Annotated in this window: 25 protein-coding genes; 12 read left to right on the top strand and 13 right to left on the bottom strand. The window is 60.5% G+C overall.

Annotated elements, in window-relative coordinates; genetic code table 11:
* Positions 1 to 10: 10 nt before the first annotated feature.
* Positions 11 to 2,332, top strand: coding sequence for a response regulator (locus OQ248_RS19510; protein ID WP_265813670.1), 2,322 nt, complete (start codon positions 11 to 13; stop codon positions 2,330 to 2,332).
* Here OQ248_RS19510 and OQ248_RS19505 read toward each other — a convergent pair.
* From OQ248_RS19505 to msrB, 3 genes are all read right to left on the bottom strand, one after another.
* Positions 2,316 to 2,777: a MarR family transcriptional regulator gene (locus tag OQ248_RS19505; protein WP_265813669.1), complete on the bottom strand. Its 462-nt coding sequence runs from the start codon at positions 2,775 to 2,777 to the stop codon at positions 2,316 to 2,318. The genes OQ248_RS19510 and OQ248_RS19505 overlap by 17 nt on opposite strands.
* On the bottom strand, positions 2,774 to 3,259 hold the full coding sequence (locus OQ248_RS19500) for a glutathione peroxidase (protein ID WP_175376994.1): 486 nt from the start codon (positions 3,257 to 3,259) through the stop codon (positions 2,774 to 2,776). Before OQ248_RS19500 ends, OQ248_RS19505 begins: the two co-directional genes overlap by 4 nt.
* 101 nt (positions 3,260 to 3,360) lie before the next feature.
* Positions 3,361 to 3,756 carry a peptide-methionine (R)-S-oxide reductase MsrB gene (gene msrB / locus OQ248_RS19495; RefSeq protein ID WP_119429624.1) on the bottom strand — a complete coding sequence of 132 codons (396 nt, stop codon included), beginning with the start codon at positions 3,754 to 3,756 and terminating at the stop codon, positions 3,361 to 3,363.
* A gap of 225 nt (positions 3,757 to 3,981) precedes the next feature.
* Between msrB and OQ248_RS19490 the strand changes: the two genes are divergently transcribed.
* Positions 3,982 to 5,193: a pyridoxal phosphate-dependent aminotransferase gene (locus OQ248_RS19490; RefSeq protein WP_085710751.1), complete on the top strand. Its 1,212-nt coding sequence runs from the start codon at positions 3,982 to 3,984 to the stop codon at positions 5,191 to 5,193.
* Positions 5,194 to 5,496: 303 nt separating this feature from the next.
* Positions 5,497 to 6,384 (top strand): protease HtpX, encoded by an 888-nt coding sequence (gene htpX / locus OQ248_RS19485; RefSeq protein ID WP_085710752.1) that lies wholly within the window; start codon positions 5,497 to 5,499, stop codon positions 6,382 to 6,384.
* A gap of 54 nt (positions 6,385 to 6,438) precedes the next feature.
* Here the strand turns inward: htpX and OQ248_RS19480 are convergent, their stop codons facing one another.
* Entirely contained in the window at positions 6,439 to 7,095 is a 657-nt protein-coding gene (locus OQ248_RS19480) for a thiopurine S-methyltransferase (RefSeq protein WP_265813668.1), read from the bottom strand.
* Between the two features lie 102 nt (positions 7,096 to 7,197).
* Between OQ248_RS19480 and OQ248_RS19475 the strand changes: the two genes are divergently transcribed.
* Positions 7,198 to 7,965, top strand: a complete 768-nt coding sequence (locus OQ248_RS19475) for a class III extradiol ring-cleavage dioxygenase (protein WP_265813667.1) — start codon at positions 7,198 to 7,200, stop codon at positions 7,963 to 7,965.
* Between the two features lie 77 nt (positions 7,966 to 8,042).
* On the opposite strand, the gene OQ248_RS19470 is transcribed toward OQ248_RS19475, so the two are convergent.
* Complete coding sequence (locus OQ248_RS19470; RefSeq protein WP_007955707.1) at positions 8,043 to 9,716, bottom strand: DEAD/DEAH box helicase; 1,674 nt, start codon at positions 9,714 to 9,716, stop codon at positions 8,043 to 8,045.
* A gap of 422 nt (positions 9,717 to 10,138) precedes the next feature.
* Here OQ248_RS19470 and OQ248_RS19465 point away from each other — a divergent pair, with 422 nt between their 5' ends.
* Positions 10,139 to 10,930 (top strand): crotonase/enoyl-CoA hydratase family protein, encoded by a 792-nt coding sequence (locus OQ248_RS19465; RefSeq protein ID WP_265813666.1) that lies wholly within the window; start codon positions 10,139 to 10,141, stop codon positions 10,928 to 10,930.
* A gap of 3 nt (positions 10,931 to 10,933) precedes the next feature.
* On the opposite strand, the gene OQ248_RS19460 is transcribed toward OQ248_RS19465, so the two are convergent.
* Positions 10,934 to 11,689, bottom strand: a complete 756-nt coding sequence (locus OQ248_RS19460; protein ID WP_085710756.1) for a spermidine synthase — start codon at positions 11,687 to 11,689, stop codon at positions 10,934 to 10,936.
* Positions 11,690 to 11,816: 127 nt separating this feature from the next.
* On the opposite strand from OQ248_RS19460, the gene OQ248_RS19455 reads away from it, so the two are divergent.
* On the top strand, positions 11,817 to 13,163 hold the full coding sequence (locus OQ248_RS19455) for a 3-deoxy-7-phosphoheptulonate synthase class II (protein ID WP_114884552.1): 1,347 nt from the start codon (positions 11,817 to 11,819) through the stop codon (positions 13,161 to 13,163).
* A 131-nt stretch (positions 13,164 to 13,294) separates the two neighbouring features.
* Here OQ248_RS19455 and OQ248_RS19450 read toward each other — a convergent pair whose 3' ends face one another.
* Positions 13,295 to 14,521 carry a winged helix-turn-helix domain-containing protein gene (locus OQ248_RS19450; RefSeq protein WP_265813664.1) on the bottom strand — a complete coding sequence of 409 codons (1,227 nt, stop codon included), beginning with the start codon at positions 14,519 to 14,521 and terminating at the stop codon, positions 13,295 to 13,297.
* Positions 14,522 to 14,585: 64 nt separating this feature from the next.
* The gene (locus OQ248_RS19445) at positions 14,586 to 14,801 is read right to left on the bottom strand and encodes a DUF1127 domain-containing protein (protein WP_114884556.1); all 216 of its coding nucleotides are present in this window, start codon (positions 14,799 to 14,801) and stop codon (positions 14,586 to 14,588) included.
* A 97-nt stretch (positions 14,802 to 14,898) separates the two neighbouring features.
* Between OQ248_RS19445 and OQ248_RS19440 the strand changes: the two genes are divergently transcribed.
* Positions 14,899 to 15,753, top strand: coding sequence for a LysR substrate-binding domain-containing protein (locus OQ248_RS19440; protein ID WP_170931623.1), 855 nt, complete (start codon positions 14,899 to 14,901; stop codon positions 15,751 to 15,753).
* On the opposite strand, the gene OQ248_RS19435 is transcribed toward OQ248_RS19440, so the two are convergent.
* Positions 15,743 to 16,492, bottom strand: a complete 750-nt coding sequence (locus tag OQ248_RS19435; protein WP_085744971.1) for a sulfite exporter TauE/SafE family protein — start codon at positions 16,490 to 16,492, stop codon at positions 15,743 to 15,745. The two genes, OQ248_RS19440 and OQ248_RS19435, sit on opposite strands and share 11 nt — an antisense overlap.
* A gap of 112 nt (positions 16,493 to 16,604) precedes the next feature.
* Between OQ248_RS19435 and OQ248_RS19430 the strand changes: the two genes are divergently transcribed.
* The 3 genes from OQ248_RS19430 (at position 16,605) to OQ248_RS19420 (ending at position 18,814) form a co-directional block, all read left to right on the top strand.
* Positions 16,605 to 17,561 (top strand): LysR family transcriptional regulator, encoded by a 957-nt coding sequence (locus tag OQ248_RS19430; protein WP_085710761.1) that lies wholly within the window; start codon positions 16,605 to 16,607, stop codon positions 17,559 to 17,561.
* A gap of 83 nt (positions 17,562 to 17,644) precedes the next feature.
* Positions 17,645 to 18,109, top strand: a complete 465-nt coding sequence (locus OQ248_RS19425) for a MarR family transcriptional regulator (RefSeq protein ID WP_265813662.1) — start codon at positions 17,645 to 17,647, stop codon at positions 18,107 to 18,109.
* Between the two features lie 285 nt (positions 18,110 to 18,394).
* Positions 18,395 to 18,814: an organic hydroperoxide resistance protein gene (locus OQ248_RS19420; RefSeq protein ID WP_085710763.1), complete on the top strand. Its 420-nt coding sequence runs from the start codon at positions 18,395 to 18,397 to the stop codon at positions 18,812 to 18,814.
* Between the two features lie 78 nt (positions 18,815 to 18,892).
* Here the strand turns inward: OQ248_RS19420 and OQ248_RS19415 are convergent, their stop codons facing one another.
* Positions 18,893 to 19,462 (bottom strand): elongation factor P, encoded by a 570-nt coding sequence (locus tag OQ248_RS19415; protein WP_007955690.1) that lies wholly within the window; start codon positions 19,460 to 19,462, stop codon positions 18,893 to 18,895.
* Between the two features lie 48 nt (positions 19,463 to 19,510).
* Positions 19,511 to 20,653, bottom strand: a complete 1,143-nt coding sequence (gene earP / locus OQ248_RS19410) for an elongation factor P maturation arginine rhamnosyltransferase EarP (protein WP_265813661.1) — start codon at positions 20,651 to 20,653, stop codon at positions 19,511 to 19,513.
* Between the two features lie 124 nt (positions 20,654 to 20,777).
* On the opposite strand from earP, the gene OQ248_RS19405 reads away from it, so the two are divergent.
* Positions 20,778 to 21,185 carry a hypothetical protein gene (locus OQ248_RS19405; RefSeq protein ID WP_265813660.1) on the top strand — a complete coding sequence of 136 codons (408 nt, stop codon included), beginning with the start codon at positions 20,778 to 20,780 and terminating at the stop codon, positions 21,183 to 21,185.
* Between the two features lie 2 nt (positions 21,186 to 21,187).
* Positions 21,188 to 21,670, top strand: coding sequence for a transcription elongation factor GreAB (locus OQ248_RS19400; protein WP_265813659.1), 483 nt, complete (start codon positions 21,188 to 21,190; stop codon positions 21,668 to 21,670).
* Positions 21,671 to 21,678: 8 nt separating this feature from the next.
* On the opposite strand, the gene cysB is transcribed toward OQ248_RS19400, so the two are convergent.
* Together cysB and OQ248_RS19390 are read right to left on the bottom strand one after the other, a co-directional pair.
* A complete protein-coding gene (gene cysB / locus OQ248_RS19395) occupies positions 21,679 to 22,653 on the bottom strand; it encodes an HTH-type transcriptional regulator CysB (RefSeq protein ID WP_007955684.1) in 975 nt (324 codons plus the stop codon).
* Between the two features lie 113 nt (positions 22,654 to 22,766).
* A complete protein-coding gene (locus OQ248_RS19390) occupies positions 22,767 to 23,270 on the bottom strand; it encodes a universal stress protein (protein ID WP_119429636.1) in 504 nt (167 codons plus the stop codon).
* Positions 23,271 to 23,298: the final 28 nt, after the last annotated feature.

Raw genomic sequence — 23,298 nt, 5'->3', positions numbered from 1 at the left:
TCAACACCCCATGGATATCAAATTCACCCACCGGCTGTCGTACAAACAGGCCCGGCTTACCGTGCTGGTCGGGTTTATTCTGGGCACGCTGCTCAGCCTGCTGCAAATCGGCATCGATTATGCCAGTGAAGACGCCTCCATCAACCGTGAAATCCTGTCTTTGCTGGAAATCAGTCATAATCCGGCCTCGCGCATCGCCTACAACATCGATGCCGAGCTGGCCCAGGAACTCACGCTGGGCCTGCTGCGCTCGCCGGCCATCATTTCCGCGCAACTGACCGACAACAATCAGACGGTACTGGCCAGCGTCAAACGCCCGGAACTGCAAAGCGGCTATCGATTGATCAGCGACTTTCTGTTCGGTGCCAAACGCGAGTTCGAAGACCGGCTCTATCTCGACCACTTGCCCAACGAATCCCTCGGTACGTTAAGCCTGGAAGTGGACACCTATGCCTTCGGCAGCCGCTTCTTGCGCCGGGCCGAAATCACGCTGCTCAACGGGTTTGCCCGCAGCCTGATCCTGACCGGCATCCTGCTGGCGCTGTTCTACGTGATGCTGACCAAACCACTGGTGCGGGTGATCCGTGAGCTCAGCGGACGCGATCCGCGCAGCGCCGAACCGACAACACTGGAATGCCCGGGCGGACACGCCAACGACGAGATCGGCGTGCTGGTGAAGGTCGCCAACCAGCAGTTCGAGAACATCGCCACGGAAATCCAGCAACGGCGCACCGCAGAGAACCGCCTTACTGACTACCTGGCTCAACTCGAAGATATCGTGTCAGCGCGCACCGCCGAACTGAAGGCAATCAACGCCCGCCTCAGCCAGTCCAACGAGGAACTGGAGGTCGCCCGCAGCACGGCGCTGGACATGGCCGAGGCGCGCTCGGCGTTCCTTGCCAACATGAGCCACGAGATACGTACTCCGCTCAACGGCCTGCTGGGCATGATCGCGCTGTCCCTCGACGGCCCGCTCAATGGCGAACAACAGCAACAGCTGTCCATTGCCCACGACTCGGGCAAGGTGCTGGTGGAGTTGCTCAACGATATTCTCGACCTGTCGAAATTCGATGCCGGGCAACTGGAGCTGGAACACATCCCGTTCGACCTCGGTTCGCTCGTTGAAGACACCGCCAACCTGCTGTCGCAGAACGCCGCGCCCAGCGTCGAGCTGACGTGCCTGATCGATCCGCACTTTCCGGCGCTGGTACTCGGCGATCCGACCCGGGTCAGGCAGATCGTCAGCAACCTGCTGTCCAACGCCCTGAAATTCACCCGCTTCGGACGGGTCGATGTGCGTTTGTCGACCTGGAAGGATGGCGTGCGCATCGAGGTCTGCGATACCGGCATCGGCATCGCCCAGGAAGCCCAGGTGAAGATTTTCCAGCCGTTCACCCAGGCCGGGGCCGGTATTACCCGCCAGTACGGCGGCACCGGACTGGGCCTGGCGCTGACCTACAACCTGTGCGAAGCCATGGAGGGGCGCCTGACGATCAGCTCCGAAGTCGGTTTCGGCAGCCAGTTCTGTGCCGAACTGCCGCTGCCCTGCCACACCCGCGCGGTCATTCCGGCACAACTGCATGGCAGCGTGCTTGCCATCACCACGGCGGCCAGCGGCCTGTCAGAGCTGCTGAGCAGTCTGTTACCGGTCTGGGGCCTGTCGTACGAACAGCGCACGATTGAAGCGTCACTGCTCGGCCCGTCACCGGACATCATCATCACGGATTGCCCCGAATGCCTGTTCGGCTTGCGGCCGACCATGACCGCACCGATTCTGCTGGTGACCGCCTACGGCAGTTTCCTGCCGGGCGAAGAAGCCGCCGCCCTCGCCCCGCTGCAACAGCAGGCTCGCCCCCTGGCACGCAACGCGCTGTATCAGAATCTGCGCAGAACCCTGCAACCGGACATCACCACCATCGACCGCGGGCGGCTGGAAAGCGTGCCCTCTCAACGTCGCGGGCGGGTGTTGCTGGTGGAAGACAATCCGGTCAACCAACTGGTGGCCAAGGGCATGCTCGGCAAACTCGGTTGCGAAGTGGTGGTGGCTGCCCATGGCGCAGAAGCACTGGATCAACTGGAACACCACGAGTTCGATCTGGTGCTGATGGACTGCAACATGCCGGTGATGGACGGTTACGAAGCGAGCCGGCAGATCCGCCAGAGCGGTCGCTGGCCGCACTTGCCGATCGTGGCGTTGACGGCCAACGCCATGTCCGAGGAACGCGAGCGCTGCCGGGCGGCAGGCATGAGCGACTACCTGGCCAAGCCCTTCCGCCGCGAAGAACTGGCCGCACTTCTGGATCAGTGGATACCGACTACGACAGCGCTTTGATTTGCCCCAGCAGATGATCAAGCCCGGTGCGCAGCTCGTTGAGCCGATCCAGGTCCACGCCGCTGTCACACAACAGGCGATCCTTCAACGGCCCGACCTGCTCGCGCAGCGCCTGCCCCTGAGGCGTGAGGCTCAGGTGAACCTCACGCTCGTCCCGTGCCGAGCGCTGACGCTGCACCAGTTGAAGTTGCTCCAGACGCTTGAGCAGCGGCGTCAGCGTCCCGGAGTCCAGCGCCAGACGCTCGCCCAGTGCCTTGACCGTCGGTTGCTCCGGCGCCGCTTCCTGCCATTCCCACAACACCAGCATCGCCAGATATTGCGGGTAAGTGAGGCCGAGCTGATCGAGCATCGGCTTGTAAGCACGAATCACGGCCCGGGACGCGGCATACAGCTTGAAGCACAACTGACTGTCGAGCTTCAGGGCATCGGTGGACAGTTCATTCATTTGAGCAGGGCTTCGATCTCGCGACTCAGATCCTGCGGCTTGGTGGCCGGGGCGAAGCGCTTGACCAACTGGCCGTCCTTGCCGATCAGGAATTTGGTGAAGTTCCACTTGATGCCCTGGGAACCCAGTACGCCCGGTGCGCGCTTCTTCAGTTGCACGAACAGCGGATGCGCCCCGGTGCCGTTGACTTCGATCTTCTTGAACAGCGGGAAGCTGACGCCGTAATTGAGCTCGCAGAATTCGCTGATCGCCCCCTCGTTGCCGGGTTCCTGCTTGCCGAACTGGTTGCACGGAAAGCCCAGTACCACCAGGCCCTGGTCCTTGTAAGTTTGCCAAAGCTCTTCAAGGCCCTTGTATTGCGGGGTGAAGCCGCACTTGCTGGCGGTGTTGACCACCAGCACCGCCTTGCCGGCGAAATCGGCCAGGGTCTTTTGCTCACCCTTGATGGTGGTGCACGGAATGCTCAGCAGGTTATCGCTCATGGTGCGCACTCTGGAAAGTTGAGAAGCTGCAAAAATAGCGAACAATTGAATTGTGTGCAATTTAATTATCCGAAAGGCGATCCGAAGATCGCCCGCATCGGCTATTCGCGCGGTACCAGGTCCAGGCACACCGAGTTGATGCAGTAACGCAGACCGGTCGGCGGCGGGCCGTCGGGGAATACGTGGCCGAGGTGCGCGTCGCAACGGGCGCATTTCACTTCGGTGCGGATCATGCCGTGGCTGGTGTCACGGATTTCGGTCATCGCGCTCTCGCCGATCGGCGCGTAGAAGCTGGGCCAGCCGCAACCGGAGTCGAATTTGGTCCTGGAATCGAAAAGCGGCTCGTTACAGCAGACGCAGTGATAGACGCCGTCAGTCTTCGTGGCGTTGTACTTGCCGGAGAACGGTCGCTCGGTAGCACTGAGACGACACACGTTGTATTGCTCCGGGTCGAGCATCGCGCGCCATTCTTCCAGGGTCTTTTCTATCTTTTCCATCATCACACCTCAGCGGCTGAAAAAGCCCGATCTGTACCTTTTCCACGGATCGGGCGGCACGTATGATTGCGCCTCGTCACACGCCAGTCTGGCAGCGGGGCCCTGCGCATTCAAACGGATTGTTGGAAACCGCCGCTCAAGACGTTTGCCTGTGTGAAGACGCAGGATTCCCAGCACGGTTGTCCACTCGCCGCCTGGATCGTTCATTTTCGGGATCACATCGCCATGCAGTTCAGCAAATCGAACAAGCTCGCCAACGTCTGCTACGACATTCGCGGCCCGGTGCTCAAGCACGCCAAACGCCTGGAAGAGGAAGGCCATCGCATCCTCAAGCTGAACATCGGCAACCCGGCGCCCTTTGGTTTCGAAGCGCCGGACGAAATCCTCCAGGATGTGATCCGCAACCTGCCGACCGCCCAGGGCTACAGCGACTCCAAAGGCCTGTTCAGCGCGCGCAAGGCCGTGATGCAGTACTACCAGCAGAAGCAGGTCGAAGGTGTCGGCATCGAGGACATCTACCTGGGTAACGGCGTGTCCGAGCTGATCGTGATGTCGTTGCAGGCCCTGCTCAACAACGGTGACGAAGTGCTGGTACCGGCACCTGACTATCCGCTGTGGACAGCGGCGGTGAGCCTGGCCGGCGGTAACGCGGTGCACTACCTGTGCGACGAAGGCGCCGACTGGTTCCCAGACCTGGCCGACATGAAGGCCAAGATCACCCCGAACACCAAGGCCATGGTAATCATCAACCCGAACAACCCGACCGGCGCGGTGTATTCGAAGGAAGTGTTGCTGGGCATGCTGGAACTGGCCCGCCAGCACAACCTGGTGGTGTTCTCTGACGAGATCTACGACAAAATTCTTTACGACGATGCCGTGCACATCTGCACCGCTTCGTTGGCGCCGGACCTGCTGTGCCTGACCTTCAACGGTCTGTCGAAGTCGTATCGCGTGGCGGGCTTCCGTTCCGGCTGGATCGCCATTTCCGGGCCGAAGCACAACGCCCACAGCTACATCGAAGGCATCGACATGCTGGCCAACATGCGCCTGTGTGCCAACGTGCCGAGCCAGCACGCGATCCAGACCGCCCTCGGCGGCTATCAGAGCATCAACGACCTGGTCCTGCCGCAAGGTCGCCTGCTGGAGCAGCGCAACCGCACCTGGGAATTGCTCAACGACATTCCCGGCGTAAGCTGCGTGAAGCCGATGGGCGCGCTGTATGCGTTCCCGAAGATCGACCCGAAAATCTGCCCGATCCACAACGACGAGAAATTCGTCCTCGACCTGCTGCTGTCCGAAAAGCTGCTGGTGGTTCAGGGCACGGCCTTCAACTGGCCTTGGCCGGATCACTTCCGCGTCGTGACCCTGCCGCGGGTCGATGACCTGGACATGGCCATCGGGCGCATCGGTAACTTCCTCAAATCCTACCGCCAGTAACCGGCCATCCGTGCGCAACGAGCCTTTCGTTGCGCACTGTCTGATTCAGCAACACTTCTGCTCTGCCCCTCCTCCAGCACCTTCTACACTTGCGACTCATACAAATCATGCGTGCCTGACGCAATGAGGCCGGGTGGCCCGTGCCTGTCATCCATACCGGATTCGGCAGTGGGAAATCTCCCATGCCCGGCGAATCCGGTGTAGGACACAGTTTGAAATAGTCACTCGGTTGAATCACCCGGTGCCGCGCCTTATATACCCCGCAGTACGCTACATCTTTAGCTTGAGGAGATTTCTACAACCATGATGCGCATCCTGCTGTTTTTGGCCACTAACCTGGCGGTCGTGCTGATAGCCAGCATCACCCTGAGCCTGTTCGGCTTCAACGGGTTCATGGCGGCCAACGGGGTTGACCTCAACCTCAGTCAGCTGCTGGTCTTCTGTGCCGTCTTTGGTTTCGCCGGTTCGCTGTTCTCGCTGTTCATCTCCAAGTGGATGGCGAAGATGAGCACGAGCACCCAGATCATTACCCAGCCGCGCACCCGTCACGAACAATGGCTGATGCAAACCGTCGAGCAACTGTCCCGTGAAGCCGGGATCAAGATGCCCGAAGTCGGGATTTTCCCGGCTTACGAAGCGAACGCGTTCGCCACCGGCTGGAACAAGAACGACGCCCTGGTCGCGGTGAGCCAGGGCTTGCTCGAACGATTCAAGGAAGATGAAGTGAGGGCCGTTCTGGCCCACGAAATCGGCCACGTGGCCAACGGTGACATGGTCACCCTGGCGCTGATCCAGGGCGTGGTGAACACCTTCGTGATGTTCTTCGCGCGGATCATCGGCAACTTCGTCGACAAGGTGATCTTCAAGAATGAAGAAGGCCAGGGTACGGCCTACTACATCGCAACCATTTTCGCCGAACTGGTGCTGGGCATTCTGGCCAGCGCGATCGTGATGTGGTTCTCGCGCAAACGCGAGTTCCGAGCCGACGATGCCGGTGCCCGCCTGGCCGGTACGGGTGCGATGATCAACGCATTGCAACGCTTGCGCGCCGAACAGGGTCTGCCGGTGCACATGCCTGATACCCTGAACGCCTTTGGCATCAACGGTGGCATCAAACAGGGTCTGGCCCGTATGTTCATGAGCCACCCGCCGCTGGAAGAGCGTATCGACGCCCTGCGTCGTCGCGGCTGATCAGCCCGGCTACAAACAAAAGGCCCGCAGTGATGCGGGCCTTTTTTGTACCTGTTATTGACCGGACAGCCGGTACACCCGCTCCTCCAGCCTTGTCACTCCCGCCTGCAGGAACTTCCCGCTTTCGCTCAGCACATCCTGTTCCTCCAGCGCCTGCACCGTCCAGTCACCACCGAACAGCCGCTGCACCTCGGCATCTGTCACTGCAAACGGTGGTCCGGGCATCTGAGCCTGATCGTAATCCAGCGTGATCAGCAACCCACGCAGGCCAGTCGGCAGGATATTCTGCAAATGTGCCGCATAGCGCTCGCGCATCGGCGCCGGCAAGGCGATCAGCGCCGCACGGTCATAGAGTGCCGCGCAATCGGCCACATCGTTCGCGGACAAAGCGAAGAAATCACCGCACCACAACTCGATCGCCCCGGCCCGATAGACTTTGAAGCCACCCTCTTCGCTGATTTGCGGCTGTAGTTGCTGCTCGCGGAAGAAATCCTCGACAGCCTTCTCGGACAGCTCGACACCGAGAACCCGATGCCCCTGACCGGCCAACCACAGCAGATCCAGGCTTTTTCCGCACAACGGCACCAGCACCCACGACTGCGCCGGGATTGCCAGATCGGGCCAATGCCGCTGCAAATACGGGTTCACCTCAGGCTGGTGAAAGCCGATCTGATTGGATTCCCACTTCTTGTGCCAAAACTCCGGCTGCATGCTTCCTCCTAAGAATTCGATCAAAAAGCGTTAAAACTTATATTGGAATTAGATCAATGAACTGACTGAAGATGAACCATCTTAACGCTCAGGAACCCTTCCATGTTTCCCAGCCTGTTTATCTCTCACGGTTCGCCCATGCTGGCGCTGGAACCCGGCGCCAGCGGCCCGGCCCTGGCGCGTCTGGCCGCCGAACTGCCACGCCCGAAAGCCATTGTCATCGTTTCCGCCCATTGGGAAAGCCATGAACTGCTGGTCAGCAGCCATCCGCAACCGGAAACCTGGCACGATTTCGGCGGTTTCCCTCGTGCTTTGTTTGAAGTGCAGTACCCGGCACCGGGCAATCCGCAACTGGCCCGCGAAGTCGCCAATCTGCTGACCGCCAACAACCTGCCGGCACGCCTCGACCCGCAACGCCCCTTCGACCACGGTGTATGGGTGCCGCTGTCGCTGATGTATCCGCAGGCCGATATTCCGGTGGTTCAGGTATCCCTGCCCAGCCGTGGCGGCCCGGCGTTGCAGACCCGCGTGGGCCAGGCGCTGGCCGGCCTGCGCGATCAGGGCATTCTGCTGATCGGTTCCGGCAGCATCACCCATAACCTGCGGGAACTGGACTGGCACGCCGGCCCGGAAAGTGTCGAGCCGTGGGCGCGGGACTTCCGCGACTGGATGATCGAAAAGCTGGCGGCCAATGATGAAGCCACCCTGCACGCTTACCGCCAGCAGGCACCGAACGCCGTGCGCAGCCATCCGAGTGATGAACACCTGTTGCCGCTGTACTTTGCCCGTGGCGCGGGCGGCGACTTCAGCATTGCGCACCAAGGGTTCACCATGGGCGCACTGGGCATGGACATCTACCGCTTCGGCTGATGCCCAAATCGCAGGCAAAAAAAATCCCCGAACCAGTCGGGGATTTTTTATGTTCGATCAATCAGCTCAAAGGCAGATCAATCTTCGCGGTAGCGACGCAGCTTCAACTGCTTGCCGGCAACGCGAGTGTCCTTCAGCTTGGTCAGGAGCTTGTCCAGACCATCTTCCGGCAACTCGACGAGGCTGAAGCTGTCACGCACCTGGATGCGACCGATGGCTTCACGCGCCAGACCACCTTCATTGAGGATGGCGCCCAGCAGGTTTTTCGCCGCGATACCGTCACGCGCGCCCAGCGCGGTACGGCAACGGGCACGGCCTTCGCCCAGCGGCATCGGAGCACGACGCTCGCGATCACCACGGTCCGGACGATCACCGGAACGCTCAGGACGGTCACCACGTGGAGCGCTGTTCGGCACCAGTGGACGTTCCTTCTCGATCGCTGCCAGGTTCAGCGCCTGACCATTGGTGGCCTTGCGCAGCAGCGCGGCAGCCAGGGCACGCGGGGTGCAACCGATGTCGGCGGTCAGGCGATCCAGCAGATCACCGTGAGTCGATTCGGCGTCAGCCACCAGCGGCGACAGGCTGTTGGTCAGTTTCTTGATGCGAGCATCGAGAACGGCCTGGGCGTCCGGCAGACGCACTTCGGCAACTTTCTGACCGGTCACACGCTCGATAACCTGCAGCATGCGGCGCTCACGCGGAGTCACCAGCAGCAGCGCGCGGCCTTCGCGACCGGCACGGCCGGTACGGCCGATACGGTGCACGTAGGATTCCGGATCGTACGGCATGTCCACGTTGAATACGTGGGTGATGCGCGGAACGTCCAGACCACGGGCGGCAACGTCGGTCGCCACAACGATGTCCAGACGGCCATCTTTCAGCGAGTCGATCACGCGCTCACGCTGGTTCTGGGCGATGTCGCCGTTCAACGCTGCGGCCTTGTAGCCTTTGGCGTCGAGGGCGCTGGCCAGATCCAGGGTCGCTTGCTTGGTGCGCACGAACATGATCAGAGCGTCGAAGTCTTCCACTTCCAGCAAGCTGAGAACGGCAGAAGTCTTCTGGTCAGCGTGAACCAACAGGTGAGCCTGTTCGATCGCGGTAACGGTCTGGGTCTTGCTCTGAATCTTCACGTGCTTTGGATCGCGCAGGTGACGCTCGGCGATGGCACGGATCGATTGCGGCAGGGTCGCCGAGAACAATACGGTCTGACGGGTTTCCGGCATGGCCTTGAAGATGACTTCGAGGTCGTCCATGAAGCCCAGTTTGAGCATTTCGTCTGCTTCGTCGAGAACCAGGTGGTTCACGGTCTGCAGCACTTTTTCGTCGCGACGCAGGTGGTCGCACAGACGGCCCGGAGTGGCGACAACGATCTGTGCGCCATTACGGATTGCTTTCAATTGTGGGCCCATCGGCGCGCCGCCGTAGACAGCCACAACAGTTACGCCCGGCATTTGCTTGGCGTAGGTTTCGAAAGCGGTTGCAACTTGTAGCGCCAACTCACGAGTTGGGGCCAGGATCAGAGCTTGCGGCTCGCGCTTGGACGGATCAATGCGGTGCAGGATAGGCAGGGCAAAGGCAGCGGTTTTACCGGTACCGGTTTGCGCCTGACCAATCATATCGTGACCGGCGAGGATGATCGGGATCGACTGCTGCTGAATGGCCGAAGGCTCTTCATAGCCGGTAGCGACTACTGCAGCGACAATATTGGGATGAAGTTCAAGAGCGGCGAAGCCGCCGATTTCCTGGGTCATGGGTCTGCCTCTAAGTGCATCCGCAAAGACCCATGCTCCAAAGCTGCACATGCCGTGTTGAGACTCAAGAGTCGCCCTGGCAGCTTTGTCGGCGGGGATTTGCGAAAACGAATGAATGAAAAAGAATCGTCAAGGAAGAGCCCGCAGTGCGGACGTGCAGCCGAAGCTGACTTCGGGGAATTGCGCTACCTAAACGCGGCCCGGTTAAAGGCCGGCGCGCACTATACCGGAATTTGCCCAAAAAGGGAGCTTTTTTTATCGGCGAAATACAGTTGTCACCGCTGTGTAACGGGGTTTTGCGGATAATCGGGCAAAGGTCTATTTTTCAAAGACCCCGGCCCTGCGGGCGATGGCGCTTAAACGATTCACCGACGTGCGGCATCTGGTCGCTGCACCCTTTCTTCCCGTCCGAGGAAACATCCATGAATCAGCCCTGCCCCGGCCGCGTCAGCCGTGCGCGCCACGGCCACGTCCATTTGATCGGTCTGGACCGTGCAGCCAAGCGCAATGCCTTCGACCTCGATTTGCTCAACGACCTGGCCATGGCCTACGGCGAATTCGAGGCCGACAGCGACGCGCGAGTGGCGGTGGTGTTCGGCCATGGCGAGCATTTCACCGCCGGTCTGGACCTGGTCAACGCCAGTTCCGCCCTCGCCCAAGGCTGGAAGGTGCCGACCGGCGGCTGCGACCCCTGGGGCGTCTTCGTCGGACCGCGAGTCAGTAAACCGGTGATCGTCGCCGCGCAAGGCTATTGCCTGACCATCGGCATCGAGCTGATGCTCGCCGCCGACATCAACCTGTGCGCCAGCAACACCCGTTTCGCCCAGATGGAAGTGCAACGCGGAATCTTTCCGTTCGGCGGTGCAACGTTGCGCTTTCATCAGGTCGCCGGCTGGGGCAATGCCATGCGCTGGCTGCTGACCGGCGACGAGTTCGATGCCCACGATGCGTTGCGCCTGGGGTTGGTGCAGGAGGTCATGGCCAGCGAAGACTTGCTGCCGCGCGCCATTGAACTGGCGGAACGGATTGCCCGGCAGGCGCCGCTTGGAGTACAGGCGACGCTGATGTCGGCGCGTCAGGCGCGATATGAAGGCGAGACCGCAGCGGCGCAGGGTTTGCCGCCGCTGGTGAAGAAATTACTGGCAACAGAGGATGCCAAGGAAGGTGTGCGCTCACTGGTGGAACGCAGACCTGGCGACTTCAAAGGCGTTTAAAACTCAAGTCGCCGGACGGATGCAATTGATCAACGACTGCAACGAATAACCCAGCTTCGGCGCGAGCGCTTCAGCTCGCGCGGTGAGCGCCTGCATGTCCAGCACCTGATCGAGATCCGCCGGCACGATCAGAATCACGTTGCCCTCCTTCACCGGCAGCTCCCAGTAATGGCGGTGATAGAGCCCGCGCAACAACGCCGCCCCCAACGGCTTGCCGTCATCGGTAGCCCACTGGTTGATCACCAGCCAGCCACCGGGATTCAGACGTTTCTGACAGTCACCAAGGAAGTTCCACGCAAGGTGCGCGGCGCCCGGGCCGACATCGGTGTAGAGGTCGACGAAAATCAGATCCGCCGGTTCTGCCGTCGGTAGCAGTTCGATTGCATCACCAACGCGGATGTACAGACGCGGATCGTCATCCAGTCCGAGGTATTCAATGGCCAGACGCGGTACGTCCGGGCGCAGCTCAATGGCTTCAACATCTTCCAGCGGCAGGAACTTGAGACAGGCCTGGGTCAGCGTGCCGGCACCCAGCCCGAGAAACAACGCGCTCTCCGGTTGCTCATGGCACAGCGCGCCAATCAGCATCGCCCGGGTGTAGTCGTACTCCAGCCAGCTCGGGTCGGCGGTAAACACACAGCTTTGCTCGATGGCATCGCCGAACTCCAGAAAGCGGTAGTCGGCCACTTCCAGCACGCGAATCACGCCGAACTCATCCTGTACCTCGGCGAGCAACAGCTCGACGCGCTCCTCAGTCATTTCGTCTCCAGATCATTACCGCAACGGCACTGTGGCAAAGGGGCGATTGTCCGCGATGCGGCGGGAGCAGGTCACGCACTAATTGCTGCTAACATGGCCGTCCGTGCGTAGAACCTTAGAGACCGTGATGAGCCAACCCTGGAGCCCTGACAGCTGGCGCGCCTTGCCGATCCAGCAACAACCCCGATACCCCGACGCCGCGCATCTGCGCCAGGTCGAGCAGACGCTGGCCAGTTATCCGCCGCTGGTGTTTGCCGGCGAAGCGCGGGAGCTGCGTCGTCAGTTTGCCGAAGTCACCCAGGGCCGGGCGTTCCTGCTGCAGGGCGGCGACTGCGCGGAAAGCTTCGCCGAGTTCTCCGCCGCGAAAATCCGCGACACCTTCAAAGTTCTGCTGCAAATGGCGATCGTCATGACCTTCGCCGCCGGTTGCCCGGTGGTGAAAGTCGGGCGCATGGCCGGCCAGTTCGCCAAGCCGCGCTCGGCCAACGACGAGACCATCGACGGCGTGACCCTGCCGGCCTACCGTGGCGACATCGTCAACGGCATCGGTTTCGACTCGGCCAGCCGCGTACCGGATCCGGAGCGTCTGCTGCAGTCCTATCACCAGTCCACCGCCACCCTCAACCTGCTGCGCGCCTTCGCCCAGGGCGGTTTTGCCGACCTGCATCAGGTGCACAAGTGGAACCTGGATTTCATCGCCAATTCGGCGCTGGCCGAAAAGTACAGCCATCTGGCCGACCGCATCGATGAAACCCTGGCCTTCATGCGCGCCTGCGGCATGGACAGCTCGCCGCAACTGCGCGAGACCAGTTTCTTCACAGCCCACGAAGCGCTGCTGCTGAACTACGAAGAAGCCTTCGTACGCCGCGACAGCCTGACCAACGACTACTACGATTGCTCGGCGCACATGCTGTGGATCGGCGACCGCACCCGTCAGCTCGACGGCGCCCACGTCGAATTCCTGCGCGGGGTGAACAACCCGATCGGGGTGAAAGTCGGCCCGAGCATGAACCCCGACGACCTGATCCGCCTGATCGACGTACTCAACCCGGACAATGATCCGGGCCGCCTCAACCTGATCGCACGGATGGGTGCGAACAAGGTCGGCGATCACCTGCCGGCGCTGATCCGTGCAGTGCAGCGTGAAGGCAAGCAGGTGCTGTGGAGTTCCGATCCGATGCACGGCAACACCATCAAGGCCAGCAGCGGCTACAAGACCCGCGACTTTGCGCAGATCCTTGGCGAGGTGAAGCAGTTCTTCCAGGTTCACGAAGCGGAAGGCAGCTACGCCGGTGGCATCCATATCGAGATGACCGGGCAGAACGTCACCGAGTGCATCGGTGGTGCCCGACCGATCACCGAGGATGGCTTGTCGGATCGCTATCACACCCATTGCGACCCACGGATGAATGCCGATCAGTCGCTGGAACTGGCGTTTTTGATCGCTGAAACCCTGAAACAGGTTCGGCGCTGAGTTCGGAAACCTTCATTGGTTGATCGGGCCTCATCGCGGGCAAGCCCGGCTCCCACAGTATTGGTGTCGTACATTTAGTTTGTGAACGACTCGGTCACTGTGGGAGCTGGCTTGCCAGCGATGAGGCCAGATCAGTCGCAGCCGATGCGAAGCATAGCCACCCAGAGCCGCCCGGCACTTTCGCGCTGGCAATTGAGTTGTACGTGCTCAAGTCCCAGCCAATCCGCCATCTGCCGCAGGTTCAGCGCCAAGGCCAGCATCCCCGCGTCGTCCAGACCCGTTTCTTCCTCGTGCACCGCATGCACTGCCAGGCGTCCCGCCGCTCGTTCGGCGCGCAGATCGACCCGCGCAGCAATCCGTTCGTTGTGCAGGAACGGCAGCACGTAATAGCCGTAAACACGTTTGTCCTGCGGCGTATAAATCTCCAGCCGATAGCGGAAATCGAACAGCCGCTCGGTCCGGCTGCGCTCCCAGATCAGTGAATCAAACGGCGACAGCAATGCACTGGCCTCGACTTTACGCGGGACTTTCGGCTCGGGCAGGCAATAGGCGATCTGGCGCCAACCGGCGACTTCACAGGTCAGCAGTTGCCCGTCCTCGACCAGTTCGGCCAGACGCGGGCGGGCATCGGAAGGGTTCAGCCGGAAGTAATCGCGCAGGTCTTTTTCCGTGCCCACGCCCAACGCCTCAGCCGCGTGCAGCAGCAAACCGCGCTGCGCCTCGGCCTCATCGGGCAATGGTTGTTGCAGCACGGAGGTTGGGATCACTCGCTCCGGCAGGTCATACAGCCTTTCAAAGCCGCGCCGCCCGGCGACGGTCACTTCGCCAGCGGCAAACAGCCATTCCAGCGCATGCTTCTCCGCGCTCCAGTCCCACCATGGCCCAGCCTTTTCCTCGCGGGTCGACAGGCTGCCGGCGCCCAGTGCGCCCTGATCCTCGACCGACGCCAATACCCGGCGAATGGTGTCCTGTTGCTCACGGCCAAAACGTGCCAGTTGCTGATAAATGTCTTCGCCCCGTTTGGCCCGCTGCATGCGCCAGCCCATCAACGGGTACATCGACAGTGGCAGCAACGACGCTTCGTGGCCCCAGTATTCGAACAGCGAACGACGTCGCCCCGAACTCCAGGCAGCCTGGTCGAGCAAGTCAGCAGAATAGGAACCGAGACGGGAGAACAGCGGCAGGTAGTGCGAGCGCACCACGGCGTTGACGGAGTCGATCTGCAACAGGCCGAGGCGTTCGATCAGCCGGTTGACGTGCAGGGCTTTGACAGCCGGCGGCTGGCGCCCGTGAAACCCTTGGGCAGCCAGTGCCAGACGTCGAGCCTGTTTAAGGGAAAAGGACAAAGTCGCGGGCATGTGTACCTCCGTATCTGCTCGCAAGCTACCTCACTACAAAGTGGTTTGTGTAGCAATGGCCTCATCATTTATGCATCGGATCGTCCCAGAATGGCCGAATCGCTTCATGTTCGACATCGGCACGGCTGACCCCGATGTCCTTCAAAGCCTCGTCGCTCAGACTGGCGAGCAACTCGCGTTCACGGTGAAGTTCGTACCAGCGGCTAAACTTGTGCAACAGATCGGAAACGATATGGCCGGAAAATTTTTCTTCGCCTGCATACTCTCTTTGACCTTTCATCGTGTTGCCTCCTTTTTGGGATGGCTCAAGTCTCGCGCCGGGGCTACGATCAATCCAACGAATGTTTCTGATGGCAAGCATCACGGAGATTCATCAATTGTCGGCGTACCCCAGTATCGATACCGATGTGCTGCGCACCTTTGTCGCGATTGCCGATCAGGGCGGTTTCACCCGCGCCGGCGAAATGGTCAACCGCACCCAATCGGCCGTGAGCATGCAGATGAAGCGGCTGGAAGAGGACGTGTTGCAGCGCCAGTTGTTCGAGCGTGACGGGCGTCAGGTGCGCCTCACCGCTGAAGGTCAGGTGTTGCTCGGTTACGCGCGGCGCATCCTGAAATTGCACAGTGAAGTATTCAACACTCTGCGCGAACCGCACATGGTCGGCACGGTGCGGATCGGCACGCCGGACGATTACGTGATGCGCTTTCTGCCGGGGATTTTGTCGCGCTTCGCCCAGTTCTATCCGCTGATCCAGATCGAGGTGCATTGCGAGTCGACCCGACAGTTGCTGCAGCGCACGGACCTGGATCTGTCGATCGTCACCCGCGAGCCGGGCAACGAGATTGGCCAGTTGCTGCGCAAGGAGCGTTTTGTCTGGGCCGAGGCGCAGAATTTCAGCGCCCACGAGCAGACGCCGTTGCCGCTGGCGATGTTCAACAGCGATTGCTTCTGCCGCCTGTGGGCCTGCAATGCGCTGGACGCCATGGGCCGCGAATACCGGATTGCCTACAACAGCACCAGCCTGTCGGCATTGATGGCAGTGGTGAGCGCGGGTCTGGCGATCACCGCGCAACTGGAAAGCCTGATAACACCGGATCTGCGGATTCTCGGGGCTGCCGAGGATCTGCCGCTGTTGCCCGAGGCCAGCATCATGCTGATCCGCAACCTGAACAATCCGTCGCCGATCACTGAATGCCTGGCCGAGCACATCGTCGAAGGCTTCAAACTTTAAAGGCGAGCATCACCGCGCACAGCACCAGGAAGCCGCAGAACAGCCCGCGCAGGAGTTTTTCCGGCATTGCGTGGGCCACTTTCACGCCCCAACTGATGCTGGCCAGACCGCCGATGGCCAGCGGCAGACCGATCATCCAGTCCACTTCGTGGTGCACCGCATAGGTCACCAGCGTGACACCGGTGCTCGGCAATGCCAGCGCCAGCGACAGGCCCTGGGCGACCACCTGAGTGGTGCCGAACAGGCTGGTCAGCACCGGCGTCGCCACCACCGCCCCTCCGACACCGAACAAACCGCCCATGGTGCCCGATGCCGCGCCGAGCACGCCCAGCCACGGCCATGAATAACGCATCTCGGACGTCGCCGCCGGACGTGCGCCGAACATGCGCACCAGGTTGTAGGCCGACAACGCCACAAGGAACGCGACAAAACCGATGCGCATGGTTTGCGCGTCGATGCCCACGGCCCAGATCGAGCCGATCCACGCAAAACAGAACCCCATCACTGCCAGCGGCAACGCGTGCCTCAGTTCGATGCGATTGCGTTGGTGATAACGCCACAGCGCCAGCATCACGTTCGGCACCACCATCACCAACGCCGTGCCTTGGGCGATCTGTTGATCGAGGCCGAACCACACACCCAGCAGCGGAATGGCGATCAAGCCGCCACCGATGCCGAATATCCCACCCAGGGTGCCGAGGGCGGCGCCAAATAACAGGTACAGCAAAAACTCGATCACAGCAGAATTCCTCATACGTCAGGCGACCCATCCTACGCAGTCGGCGCTGGCACGGAAACGCATAGCAACGCACAATGGCTGTGCCAAATTCGCATAGGCACTGAGCCGATTCATGAACCCCAATCAATTGACCGAACAACTCGGGCTGTTCCTCGATGTGCTGGAGAGTGGCAGTTTTTCTGCCGCCTCACGTCGACACCCACTGACACCATCGGCCGTCGCCCGGCGTATCGACAGTCTGGAAAGCGCTGTCGGCAGCCAATTGTTCATCCGCAGCACCCATGCAGTGCGCGCCACACCGGCCGGTCTGGCATTTGCCGAGCGGGCGCGGCGAATCGTTGCCGAGTTGCAACTGGCCCGCGCCGAAGCGGTGTCCCTGAGCAGCGCGCCGGAAGGCTTGATTCGCGTGGATGCGCCAGCGGCGTTTGGGCGGCGGCACCTGGCGCCGGTAATAGCCGACTTTCTGGTGCTGTATCCGGGCCTGGATGTACAGCTGCATCTGATCGACAGCTTCGTCGACATGGATGGCTCGAACCTGGGCAAGGTCGATCTGGTGTTGCGCGCCGGGCAAATGGCTGACACCCGGCTGGTGGCCACACCGCTGGCAAGCATGGTGCGCATCGCCTGCGCCAGCCCCGACTATCTCAAACGTCGGGGCGTGCCGAGCGAGCCCGCTCAATTGGGCGAACACGACGGCCTCGATTGGGATGGCCTTGCCCCGCCCTTCGCCTGGCGATTCGAACACGACGGGCAAATGCAACTGCACCGTCCGGCACGCATTCGCATGAGCGCCAACAACGCCGAGGCGCTGGTCTGCGGTGCGCTTGCGGGACTCGGGATCGCGCATCTGCCGACCTGGCTGGCCAGCGAATACCTGTTGCGTGGCGAGTTGCTTCCGCTGTTCTGTGAAAACGGCCTGCCGAAACCGGAGAGCACCGGCATCTACGCGCTGCGGCTGGAACAACAGGCCAGCTCCCGCAGCCGCCTGCTGCTGGAATACCTCAAGACCCGTTTCAGCCCCGTGCCACCGTGGGATCTGGCGCTGCAACGAGAACTTGGCCGGCACTGACCGATTCACCACCGGGCACAATTGTCTGGCGCATTAAAGATTCGAGCGCTAGATTCAACTGCATCACCGTTCAAGGCACCGACATGACCACCGACCGCGACACCACCGACCACTGCGAAGAGCTGCTGCTCGACAATCAGGCCTGCTTTGCCCTGCATTCCACTTCTCTGATGATGACCAAGGTCTACAAGCCTTTGCTGCAAGCGCTCGGCCTGACCTATCCGCAGTATCTGGCGATGATGGTGCTGTGGGAGAAGGATGGCCTGACCGTCGGAGAAATCAGCACGCGCCTGCTGACCGATCCGGGTTCGCTGACCCCGCTGCTCAAGCGTCTGGAAGGTGAAGGACTCCTGAGCCGGACCCGCAGCCGCGAGGATGAACGGGTGGTGATCGTTGAACTGACTGCCCAGGGACGCGCCTTGAAAGACAAGGCACGAACCGTTCCGCCATGCATCCTGGGCGCCAGTGGCTTCACGCTGGAACGCCTGCAAAACCTGCAAGCCGAGTTGCAAGCCTTGCGTGGTCATCTGCAGGACAGCCTGACCTAATCCTCCCCCCCCACTCCCTGCAGGAGCAACCTCGCACCTGCAGGGAAATCACGCCCTTCTCTGCCATACCCCTCTCCCGAAAATTTTTTCTCTCGTTTTTTCCATCAAAAAAACCTTTCATATCAAAAGCTTGAGATCTCATCCCGAGCTGATCCACGTCTCGCTTCCGTGCTTTCACAAAAATTTATCTTGCGCACTAAATATTAGCGAAGTACATTTGCTTCGCACCTAGTTAGCGCACAAACAATTAGCGCAACAAACCACACATTCGACGAGGCTCACACCATGCAAACTCTCTACACCGCAATCGCAACCTCCACCGGCGGCCGTGACGGTCGTGCGATCTCCAGCGACAACATCCTCGATGTCAAACTGGCCACTCCGAAAGAACTCGGCGGTGCCGGCGGCGCGGCCACCAACCCTGAGCAACTGTTCGCTGCCGGCTACTCGGCCTGCTTCATCGGCGCGCTAAAATTCGTCGCCAGCCAGACCAAACGCAAAATCCCGGACGACGCGTCGATCACCGCTCACGTCGGCATCGGTCAGATTCCTGGTGGTTTCGGTCTGGACATCGACCTGCACATCGCCCTGCCGGGCCTGGAACAGGCTGACGCGCAAAGCCTGGTCGACGCGGCCCACCAGGTCTGCCCGTACTCCAATGCCACCCGCGGCAATGTCGATGTACGCCTGCATGTGACCGTGTAACTGCCCGGCAGCAAAAATCGCAGGCACAAAAAAGCCCGACTCAATGGTCGGGCTTTTTCTTTCCGCAAAAAGCAGTGCTTATTTCGCACGGCCCTTGTAGGAACCGCCTTCGCGGGTATCGATCTCGATCATGTCGCCGATTTCGATGAAGTCAGCAACCGACAGCTCGGTACCGTTCTTCAGTTTGGCAGGCTTCATCACCTTGCCGGAAGTGTCACCGCGAGCGGAACCTTCGGTGTAGTCAACCTGACGCACGATGGTGGTCGGCAGCTCTACGGAAACCAGACGGCCTTCGAAGAACACAGCTTCGCAAACGTCGGTCATGCCTTCTTCCACGAATGGCAGAACGCTTTCGATGTCTTCGGCGTTCAGCTCGTACATGGTGTAGTCGGTGGTGTCCATGAACGTGTAGGAGTCACCGCTGATGAAGGACAGGGTCGCTTCTTTGCGATCCAGGATCACGTCGTCCAGCTTGTCGTCCGCACCGTAAACGGTTTCGGTCTTGTAACCGGTCAGCAGGTTCTTCAGCTTGGTCTTCATGATCGCGCTGTTACGGCCCGATTTGGTGAATTCAGCTTTCTGAACCAGCCAAGGATCGTTGTCGATACGGATCACGGTACCGGGTTTGAGTTCTTTACCAGTTTTCATTGCGAATATCCGAATTTGGATGGGATTTACAAAAATCTAGGCCGCGTATCATATCCAATTTCGGTAAAACTGTACCAGCGCCGTCGCAAGATCGGCCTGCAAGGCCTGTTCCAGACACCATGCTTCGGCATTTTCCTGCAGTTCGGGCCAGTATTTACGGGCCTCAAGCCAGTGCTGGCCGATAGGCTGCCCGGCACTCCAGGCCCGCCAAAGACCGTTCATCGCCTCGGCAGCGGCGGGCGAAAGGCCTTTTCCGTAGAGCGCGAGGAAGGCATCGAGCTTGTCCAGATGGATATCTTCGTCCTGCTGATAGATGTGCCACAGCATCGGACGGCCGGCCCACTGCGCCCGGACAAACGAGTCCTCGCCGCGCACCGCGTTGAAATCGCAGCACCAGAGCAATTGATCGTATTGATCCTGGCGGACGAACGGCAGCACCTGCACGGTCAGCGCCTGGCGCACATTGAAGTCGCCGACCGACAGCGACTCGACTCCGAGCCAGCGCGCGACATCACCGAGAATCCGCCCTTCCGGCACCAGCAGATGAGTCGGTGTCGAATCAGCGGCGAGCACATCCAGCCAACTGGCGAGCCCGGCATTCTCGTAGGCGAACAGCGAAATCAGTTGCGCACCGGGCGCAGGAACAACCCCCAAGGCTTGCAGGAATTGTCGCTGCGACTCTGGATCCTGCTGAAACCGCCAACGCCGATCCAGCAATCCGCTTTCACGCAATAGTCCGCCAGTGCCGGTCTGGAAGCCCGGGAAGAAAAAGATCTTCTGCACGGACTTGTACTTCACCGAAGGCAGACCGTGACAGCCAACCACCCAGTCTTCAGCGCTGAGATAGTCAAGGTTCATCCACAATGGCGGCTTTTCCCGCTCGGCCATGGCGTCCATGTAGGCGCTTGGCAACTGGCAAGCGAACGCGGCGATGACCACGTCGGCTGCGTCGGTTACTGGCCATTCTGCCGGCCAGTGCCGGACTTCAACGCCCTGCTGCCATTGCGCATCGAGATGGATATCGAGTTCCGGGCAAATACGCTCGAACGCACGCAGATCATCGACCCACAACCGCACCGCCAGCGCATGCTCGGCCGCCAGTTGCCGGGCCAGACGCCAGGTCACGCCAATGTCGCCATAGTTGTCGACCACGGTGCAAAAGATGTCCCAGCGGGTTTTCGGTTGCGGCATTCAAGACTCCCGTTGGCAAAAGCGCCGATTGTCCGCATAAATGTCCGCGTGCAGAAGAGCCGACGACGATTAATCTTCGTGCGACAATCGCCACTTGCCCGCAATCATCCGCCAGGAGGCAGCCATGCCCTATCGCCCCAACACGCGTCGTCCCTTGCCTGTCCAGCTTAGCGCGCTGCAATTGACCGGCAGCATTGCCTTGGGCCTGTGGCTGGGTTTCCTGGCCATTGCGCTGACGTGCTGGCTCGCTTCGATGCTGTTCAGCCGCCAACTGCAACCGGTGGCGGATGCGGTGCAACAACTGAGCAAGCCTGCGGTTGTCGCCCAGCCACAATCAGAACCCGAGCCGCAAAACCGCCTGTTCGAGCAGTACGAAGAAAACCTGCGCAAGAACGAACAGCAGGATCGCCTGGATCAGGCCCGCAGCAGCACGCGCAACCAGTCGAACCCTAAATGCCAGTTCTGGCTCCAGCAGGATCAGACCGCTCCGAGCGAAAAGAGCCGCGCCAACGTCCTGCAATTCTGCGATTGATCATGAACAAACACGCTGTCCATCAACTGATTCTCGACAAACTGCGCTTCGACCTCGATATCGCCGAGCGCGCGGCACAAACCGCTTACGAAACCGCGACCCACGAAGAGAACATCGCTGAAAACAAGTACGACACCCTTGGGCTTGAGGCGTCGTACCTGGCGGCCGGGCAAGCAAAACGGGTCGAGGAGATCCGCCAGTCACTGGCGGTCTGCCAGAACCTGACGCTTCGGGCCTATGACGATCAACGCGGAATTGAAATCGGCGCCCTGCTCGGTCTGGAAGACGAAAAGGGTCGCGAGCAATGGCTGTTTCTGGCGCCGGATGCGGCGGGACTGAAAGTCGACGTGGTCGGTCAGCCGATTACCGTCATCACCCCGCGCTCGCCGCTGGGCAAAAGCCTGCTGGGCAAGTTCGAGGGCGATGAGGTGGAGATTCTGGTGGCGGGCACCCGGCAACAGTTTGCTGTCACCGAGGTGCTGTAGACAGGGGCTTAGTGAACCGGCAGTTCGACGCCTTCGAACAGCTCTTCCAGTTCCTGCTTGTTGTGGCACTGGATGGCCTTGGCCATGACTTCGCGGGTCAGGTGCGGTGCGAACTTCTCGATGAAGTCGCACATGAAGCCACGCAGGAATGTGCCGCGACGGAAACCGATCTTGGTCACGCTGGATTCGAACAGTTCGCTGGCATCGAGCACCACCAGGTCGTTGTCGAGTTTGGTATCGACCGCCATTTTCGCCACGATGCCGACACCCAGACCCAGGCGCACGTAGGTTTTGATCACGTCAGCATCGGCGGCGGTGAACACCACTTTCGGCGTCAGGCCACGATGGCTGAAGGCTTCGTCGAGTTTCGAACGGCCGGTAAAACCGAACACGTAAGTCACGATCGGGTATTCGGCCAGTGCTTCGAGGGTCAGCTTCGGCAGCTTGGTCAGCGGGTGGCCCTGAGGCACTACCACGCAGCGGTTCCAGCGGTAGCACGGCATCATCACCAGATCGCCGAACAGCTCCAGCGCTTCGGTGGCGATGGCGAAATCCACGGTGCCGTCAGCGGCCATCTCGGCGATCTGCATCGGCGAACCCTGGTGCATGTGCAGCGCCACGTCCGGGTATTGCTTGATGAAATTGCTGATCACCGGCGGCAGTGCATAACGTGCCTGGGTGTGCGTGGTGGCGATCGACAGGGTGCCTTTTTTCTCGTTGGAGAATTCCTGGGCGATCTGCTTGATGCTTTCGACCTTGCGCAGAATCTCACCGGCGGTGGTGATGATGCGCTCGCCGGCCGGGGTGACGCGGGTCAGGTGCTTGCCGCTGCGGGCGAACACTTCGACGCCCAGTTCGTCTTCCAGCAGACGGATTTGCTTACTGATGCCCGGTTGCGAGGTGTAGAGACTTTGGGCTGTAGCGGAAACGTTGAGGTCGTGGTGCGCCACTTCCCAGATGTAGCGCAATTGTTGAAGCTTCATATGAATCCCTCAAAGCAGGTAGACGCCACGGGCATCAGCGACGGTATATAACTATATTAATGGTTTGAAGAATAAATCTAGAACTTTTTTATCAAAACGCCATTATTACCGTCTCAGCGATCCTCCCGACGCCGACGCTCCACCAGCGGCACCATGTAAACCGGCACCTTGGACAATTGCAGCAATCGCGTCGCCGTACGCCCCAACGGTGTTTCCGCCCCGACCCCGTGGCTGTGACTTCCTACGATCAGCAAATCGACGGAGAGTTTCTGTACCTGGTCGAGAATCACCTGCGACGGATCGCCCTGCAGCACCCGCACCGCGCGAATCCGCAGCAGATCCTGCTCGCCCTCGTCCCCCAGCTCTTCGCGAAAACTGTCGAGCACCCGCTGCTCGATATTGGCGATGACGGTTTTCAGACCCTGACTGTGAAATTCGTTCAACGCCTGCTCGTCGAGATAGCTCTGCAACACCGACTCGGCAAACAACCCCATGGGTTCCACCGCGTGCACCACATACAAGTCGGCATCGAATGTTCGGGCCATCGCCAGGGCATGCTGCATCACTAACGGTGCGTACAGACCGAGGTCAGTGGCATACAGCATCGAACGAATCATATGACCTCCTCGCAAGCCAACATGGCGG

Source organism: Pseudomonas sp. COW5, from assembly GCF_026240005.1.
Lineage (GTDB): Bacteria > Pseudomonadota > Gammaproteobacteria > Pseudomonadales > Pseudomonadaceae > Aquipseudomonas > Aquipseudomonas kribbensis.
Note: the sequence above shows the minus strand (reverse complement) of the source record. Positions and strands in the feature narration are given on the sequence as shown.

Excerpts from the sequence above, each read along its gene's own strand:
- OQ248_RS19445 (WP_114884556.1), bottom strand. The coding sequence starts at position 14,801 with ATGAAAGGTCAAAGAGAGTATGCAGGCGAAGAAAAATTTTCCGGCCAT.
- earP (WP_265813661.1), bottom strand. The coding sequence starts at position 20,653 with ATGCCGCAACCGAAAACCCGCTGGGACATCTTTTGCACCGTGGTCGAC.
- OQ248_RS19455 (WP_114884552.1), top strand. The coding sequence starts at position 11,817 with ATGAGCCAACCCTGGAGCCCTGACAGCTGGCGCGCCTTGCCGATCCAG.
- OQ248_RS19465 (WP_265813666.1), top strand. The coding sequence starts at position 10,139 with ATGAATCAGCCCTGCCCCGGCCGCGTCAGCCGTGCGCGCCACGGCCAC.
- OQ248_RS19390 (WP_119429636.1), bottom strand. The coding sequence starts at position 23,270 with ATGATTCGTTCGATGCTGTATGCCACTGACCTCGGTCTGTACGCACCG.
- OQ248_RS19470 (WP_007955707.1), bottom strand. The coding sequence starts at position 9,716 with ATGACCCAGGAAATCGGCGGCTTCGCCGCTCTTGAACTTCATCCCAAT.
- OQ248_RS19505 (WP_265813669.1), bottom strand. The coding sequence starts at position 2,777 with ATGAATGAACTGTCCACCGATGCCCTGAAGCTCGACAGTCAGTTGTGC.
- cysB (WP_007955684.1), bottom strand. The coding sequence starts at position 22,653 with ATGAAGCTTCAACAATTGCGCTACATCTGGGAAGTGGCGCACCACGAC.
- OQ248_RS19430 (WP_085710761.1), top strand. The coding sequence starts at position 16,605 with ATGAACCCCAATCAATTGACCGAACAACTCGGGCTGTTCCTCGATGTG.
- OQ248_RS19460 (WP_085710756.1), bottom strand. The coding sequence starts at position 11,689 with ATGACTGAGGAGCGCGTCGAGCTGTTGCTCGCCGAGGTACAGGATGAG.
- OQ248_RS19500 (WP_175376994.1), bottom strand. The coding sequence starts at position 3,259 with ATGAGCGATAACCTGCTGAGCATTCCGTGCACCACCATCAAGGGTGAG.
- OQ248_RS19400 (WP_265813659.1), top strand. The coding sequence starts at position 21,188 with ATGAACAAACACGCTGTCCATCAACTGATTCTCGACAAACTGCGCTTC.
- OQ248_RS19510 (WP_265813670.1), top strand. The coding sequence starts at position 11 with ATGGATATCAAATTCACCCACCGGCTGTCGTACAAACAGGCCCGGCTT.
- htpX (WP_085710752.1), top strand. The coding sequence starts at position 5,497 with ATGATGCGCATCCTGCTGTTTTTGGCCACTAACCTGGCGGTCGTGCTG.
- OQ248_RS19415 (WP_007955690.1), bottom strand. The coding sequence starts at position 19,462 with ATGAAAACTGGTAAAGAACTCAAACCCGGTACCGTGATCCGTATCGAC.
- OQ248_RS19490 (WP_085710751.1), top strand. The coding sequence starts at position 3,982 with ATGCAGTTCAGCAAATCGAACAAGCTCGCCAACGTCTGCTACGACATT.
- OQ248_RS19450 (WP_265813664.1), bottom strand. The coding sequence starts at position 14,521 with ATGCCCGCGACTTTGTCCTTTTCCCTTAAACAGGCTCGACGTCTGGCA.
- OQ248_RS19425 (WP_265813662.1), top strand. The coding sequence starts at position 17,645 with ATGACCACCGACCGCGACACCACCGACCACTGCGAAGAGCTGCTGCTC.
- OQ248_RS19420 (WP_085710763.1), top strand. The coding sequence starts at position 18,395 with ATGCAAACTCTCTACACCGCAATCGCAACCTCCACCGGCGGCCGTGAC.
- OQ248_RS19405 (WP_265813660.1), top strand. The coding sequence starts at position 20,778 with ATGCCCTATCGCCCCAACACGCGTCGTCCCTTGCCTGTCCAGCTTAGC.
- OQ248_RS19480 (WP_265813668.1), bottom strand. The coding sequence starts at position 7,095 with ATGCAGCCGGAGTTTTGGCACAAGAAGTGGGAATCCAATCAGATCGGC.
- OQ248_RS19475 (WP_265813667.1), top strand. The coding sequence starts at position 7,198 with ATGTTTCCCAGCCTGTTTATCTCTCACGGTTCGCCCATGCTGGCGCTG.
- msrB (WP_119429624.1), bottom strand. The coding sequence starts at position 3,756 with ATGGAAAAGATAGAAAAGACCCTGGAAGAATGGCGCGCGATGCTCGAC.